The 4,776-nt window shown below is 42.9% G+C and carries 5 protein-coding genes; 2 read left to right on the forward strand and 3 right to left on the reverse strand.

Translation table 11 applies throughout. From position 1 onward, the window contains the following. Positions 1-207: 207 nt before the first annotated feature. The gene (locus OEX01_09275) at positions 208-657 is read left to right on the forward strand and encodes a DUF3795 domain-containing protein (GenBank protein ID MDH5449172.1); all 450 of its coding nucleotides are present in this window, start codon (positions 208-210) and stop codon (positions 655-657) included. A gap of 256 nt (positions 658-913) precedes the next feature. On the opposite strand, the gene OEX01_09280 is transcribed toward OEX01_09275, so the two are convergent. Further along, the gene (locus OEX01_09280; GenBank protein ID MDH5449173.1) at positions 914-1,633 is read right to left on the reverse strand and encodes a hypothetical protein; all 720 of its coding nucleotides are present in this window, start codon (positions 1,631-1,633) and stop codon (positions 914-916) included. A gap of 505 nt (positions 1,634-2,138) precedes the next feature. Between OEX01_09280 and OEX01_09285 the strand changes: the two genes are divergently transcribed. Next, a complete protein-coding gene (locus OEX01_09285; protein MDH5449174.1) occupies positions 2,139-2,477 on the forward strand; it encodes a site-specific integrase in 339 nt (112 codons plus the stop codon). A gap of 161 nt (positions 2,478-2,638) precedes the next feature. On the opposite strand, the gene OEX01_09290 is transcribed toward OEX01_09285, so the two are convergent. Together OEX01_09290 and OEX01_09295 are read right to left on the reverse strand one after the other, a co-directional pair. Further along, positions 2,639-3,799: an AAA family ATPase gene (locus tag OEX01_09290; GenBank protein ID MDH5449175.1), complete on the reverse strand. Its 1,161-nt coding sequence runs from the start codon at positions 3,797-3,799 to the stop codon at positions 2,639-2,641. Positions 3,800-3,803: 4 nt separating this feature from the next. Beyond that, positions 3,804-4,619 carry a hypothetical protein gene (locus tag OEX01_09295; protein ID MDH5449176.1) on the reverse strand — a complete coding sequence of 272 codons (816 nt, stop codon included), beginning with the start codon at positions 4,617-4,619 and terminating at the stop codon, positions 3,804-3,806. Between the last annotated feature and the right edge of the window lie 157 nt (positions 4,620-4,776).

Below are 4,776 nucleotides of genomic sequence, written 5' to 3' on the forward strand. Positions count from 1 at the left end.
ATATCGTAAGGGAGTGAAGGAGTTAGCTTTAACTAACTGGTATAAATTCTATAAGAAGAAATTCGTGAGCGCAAGGAAATAAATGAAGTGATATCTGTTTCCGGATTTTTTTCTGGTTATCTCCCGCAACTCCCCATTTTTTCTCAACGCGCCTCGTGAAAAGCTAATAAGATTGGTATTTCACCTCTCTAGAGAGGTTTCAACAGCATGGGAAAATCTGAAGATAGGATGATTGGTTGTTGTGGGTATAACTGCTATCTCTGTGCCGCTTGGTCAGACGACATCAAAGTTAGAAGGAAGTTGGTTGATGCGTGGCGAAAATACCTTGGCCACCAGCATTATACCGCAGAAAATGTTGCCTGCGAAGGATGCAAGAGTGAAGGTAATAAGATCGCGGATAAGCAATGCGAAGCTCGACCTTGCGCACGAGAGAAAGGCTTAGAGAGCTGTGCTCAATGCGATGAATTCCCATGCAAAAAGATGAGCAAGCTCATGGGGACCACTACAGGGCTACTGACATTTCTAGCTCCCAAGTTGAAGGACATTACGGAAGAGGAATTCAACCTGTGCGTTCAACAATGGAACAGCATGCCTAACCTGGTTAAGAAACTTGTCGAAGAAGGAAAACTACCATCATTTATACTTAACAGAATATAGGTGACTATCCCGGCGTACGCACTAACTAAGTAGTGTCTTTACGCTCTATAGGATATTATTTCTGTAATTTCTTCGACAAATCTAATGTGCTCTGCATTGTCAGAGGCTAGAGCTCCCTTCAATATGATCGCTGCCAAGTCAAAGTCTGCGCGCGCGCAATGCTTTGCTGCACTCCTCAAACTCCCAACTAAACGTTGGTCTTCCGGAATTATTTTAGAGATTAGGCAAACCTCCTGCTGATGTGCAAGAATAAATACTATTCAATTAGATCTAAAAGGTCTTCCAAGATGTAGTTGATGAACTCTTCTATCGTGGTTTTACTGAAAAGCGTCACTGTTGAACTCCTTGAGATGCCGACTGTAATATCACGCTTCTGAACTTCAAATACTACATACCAAATCTTCCCGTGTTTTAGGTAATCGTGATATAACTCAGTGTCAGCAAGAGCTGATCCTGCTAGGCAAAGTTTCTCTACACCTGGCATATCAACTTGATTAAACCATATGAGTTTTGTTGCTTGAGGGTTCGACTCGTGAAGGTTTGTAAGATTGTCATGAGGGATTTTTGTCTCAACAATCGCATGGGGTGTGACGAAGAGAACTTTGCTGAGCTTATTCGCAACATAATTAGTCAATAGTTTCTTCACTCCACGAGCTACCGAAGGCGCTAGCACAATCATGAAAACCCTATCATCAAACGGTTTAATCCAGAAAGGAGCTTCTTCAGTAGTCGGCGTCTCAACCAATTCACGTCTGTAGAACCTCTTTCGCACGAAATCCTTGCTAAAAACTCCTGATACGACACCATTCTCTAGTTTCAAATCTAAGACTTCTGATAATAAGTTCATACTTCTCCCCCTCTCTGGTTTGTAATTTTCTTCTTCATGGAAATCCTTAAGCTTTCCAACAATTAATCCAGAATCGATTTCCTCTTCAATTTCGAAAATCTTAGCGGGTAAAACCAATTCGTACACCATAGAAAGATAAGAAGTCTACCTTTTAAAAATTCTAGTCACAACACCGAAATTATTAGCCATTTTCAACCGTTGTCTGCGCACTCATGAACCAACACAAAGACGCTTCATAGCCTCCTAGCTACCCGATACCATAGACCCTTTTTAACTGAAGGAATCCCTTCATCGTGTGACTATACCTTTCGAATATGTACACCGAGATTGAAAGTGGCGAAATCTTCAAGAAGAGGAAATAGCAGAGGACGGGTGTTCATCCCTGACAATGGTGTTGGCGTTGGGGCTAGGTTCACATATACGTTTATGATCCACGTTTTTAGTGCCGAGAGTTAGTTCGAGACCTGGTTTAAACCCTTGGTTTTTGCATAGACCCAGAAATCCAATTGTAAATTCATCTTGAAGTGGTGATGGAGTCAGTGCTGCACCACTGGTTGGAATTTTCTCCCAAAGACTCCTCTCGCATAAAACTTATGTTCTCACATCCCTCTAATGCCGCTGGAGGAGAGAAGTAGTGACACAAGAATCACTCTCATCCCTTGAACCAAAGATCATCAAGAAGCTTGCAAATCCAAGGATAGAAAAAATCCACTTCCATACTCTGCGTCACTGGAAGGCAACTATGGAATACCATAAAACAAAGGACATACTTCATGTTAAGCAACTGCTTGGGCACAGAAGCCTTGACAGCACTCTAATCTACACACAACTTGTCCACTTTCCAGAAGATGACGAATGGCATGTAGCGCACGCTAAAACCTTAGAAGAAGAAGGCGAGCTAATCAAGCAAGGGTTCGAGTTCGTAAGGTTCAGCAAAAAACATTCAGTGGCAATCTACCGAAAGCGAAAATGATAGAAAAAGTCTGGAAATGATAGAAAAATTAGGCTTTAAAAGGCTTATTCGGGACCTGAAGGCATTTGCAGGGGAGAAAGGAGGTTCTTCTTACTATTAAATAAGTAAGGTGCAAATTTCTTCAAATCTTTCCGATGCCTCCCAAAAGCCATTTTTTCAAACTAAAGTGCTTTAAAGGCGTCAAACCATTTGGTATACGATGCGACCATGTCAAGAGAAACGCTTGGCTTCCGATCTTCAAGTATCTGCCGAAAATCATTCATAGTGACGGGTCTAGGTTTAGCCTGCTTATCATCTGCTCGTCCTGACTCGAAGAATTCGCCGATGACCCTCAGATAAGCTGATTGACAGCAATCTTTTATGTCGCTTCCCGAAAATCCTTCTGAAAGCCTAGCTAATTCGTGAAGGCTCATATCTGGATTTAAATTTAAATTGCTAGTGTAAAGCTTGAACATCTGCAGCCTTGAATGATGATCAGGCAACGGCACTATGATTCTCTTCTGAAACCTTCTGATAAACGGCCAGTCCAAATCCCAAGGTCGATTCGTAGCGCCGATGACATACGCATATAGGCTTTTACCCTTATCGATAACGCCGTCCATTTCTTTGAGAAACTGGTTTCGCACACGAACTTCGCCGCCAACCTCGCTTGAATGCCTTCCCATCAAAGAGTCTAACTCGTCAATGAACACGATGGCAGGTTTTCCGTTATTAGCAGATTTTCTTGCAGATGCAAAAAGCCTAGCCACATTTTTCTCTGCTTCTCCAAGCCATTTGGACATTATTGATGCTGCGTCTACGGATATGAAGTTGGCGTCGATTTCTGTGGCGACGGCAGCCGCTAGCAACGTTTTTCCACAGCCTGGTGGTCCGAATAGGAGTATGCCTCTGGGCCATCCTAGGGGGAAGAGGTCGGGTCTTTGAACTGGGTAAACTATTGCTTCTTTGATTGCTTTTTTTGCTGGTTCTAAGCCGATGACTTCTGGCCATTTTACATTGGGTTTTTCTTGCATAATTAGTTCGTCGTAGCTTGCCTTTCCTTCTTCTTGAGGTGCTGTAGCTTCGGCGGGTCCTTGCTTTATGTCGGGCTTTAGCGGTATTCCACCTTGTAATACTTGGACTCTTTCTTGGTATGCCATTGCACGTTGTATGTAGACTCGGTTTAAGCCATAGTCGGGGTATAATTGCACTATTTTTAGCAGGGTCTCTATGGCTCTTTGGTACATCGTGATAGCCATTCCTCTTGAGCCTTGTTTGTCTAATCTGACAGCTTCAGACGCGTAGTTTGTCGCTGCTTTTTCAAGTTCTTGAGAAGCACTCATTTTTTCACGTTCCAATTATTATTTTGCCTTTAGCAGTGAGGTTCTCCAATGTTTTTTCCACTTCCTTGGGTGGGATTTCTAACTTTAACGCGCACTCGGTTACGTCTATTTGTCCTTTACAATTCCTTATGTATTCCAGCAGCTGCTTTTCAATGGACTCGGAATGTTGAATTCTGAGAGAGATGCTTTGCATTTTCAAATCCTTAATCGAAAGAAACGCTTCAGGCGCTTCTTTTAACCCGTCTTTGACCGATTCTGGGCATGCAGCAACCAAAGCAACCATTTCTCTAAGCTTCTGCTTCGGCTGCTCAGTCTCTAGCAAAGATTCCGAGGCGGGCGGTTCGGGCAGTTTCTCATGCAGGTTTTGCTCTAGAAGTGCATTGACTTCCTTGAGAATTTCTTGTCCAGCGGGAGTTTTCACGTTAGTTTGTATTATTGCTGGGTCAGAGGAAAATTTGGTTACGGTAAGTGTTTCTTGTATGCTGCTATTGACTTTGTCTAGTTCAGAAGCAACATCAGGCATTATATTAACTAGGTTGCTTGTGACGTTTTTGAGAGCACTTAGCGCTGGTTTGAGGTCAACCATTATTGTACTGAGTTCTTTGATAGTTTCCAACCTGAGAATTATGCGTTCTATAGCAATTTGCGTTTGGGAAAGAAGCTTTATTAGCTTCCTAACCTCCGCCAGCTCATTGGCGCACATCGCAGCTCGTGCATTGTTCTTCTTTTCTAACGCGAAGGTGCATGCTCCGAAAAGAGTTTTATCTCTTTCGCGAAGTCTTACGTGAACCTGTTCCAGCTTAGAATGCTGAATTTTCAGTTTTCTAATAGATTTTACGATAACTTCGTCAATGGGTGGAGGTTTTGAACGAAAGAAGTTTTGAATGTTTCTGTCCCTCCGCCCGCCTTTTCGGTGCTTAAGGACTTGGGTTGTCGACGTTTTTCACGTACACTACGACAGGGGATTCCCCCGAAGG

It is taken from the genome of Candidatus Bathyarchaeota archaeon, from assembly GCA_029882535.1.
GTDB lineage: Archaea > Thermoproteota > Bathyarchaeia > Bathyarchaeales > SOJC01 > JAOUKM01.

What these genes read in the sequence shown, in the direction of transcription:
- OEX01_09275 (MDH5449172.1), top strand. Translation starts at nt 208, where the DNA reads ATGGGAAAATCTGAAGATAGGATGATTGGTTGTTGTGGGTATAACTGC.
- OEX01_09280 (MDH5449173.1), bottom strand. Translation starts at nt 1,633, where the DNA reads ATGGTGTACGAATTGGTTTTACCCGCTAAGATTTTCGAAATTGAAGAG.
- OEX01_09290 (MDH5449175.1), bottom strand. Translation starts at nt 3,799, where the DNA reads ATGAGTGCTTCTCAAGAACTTGAAAAAGCAGCGACAAACTACGCGTCT.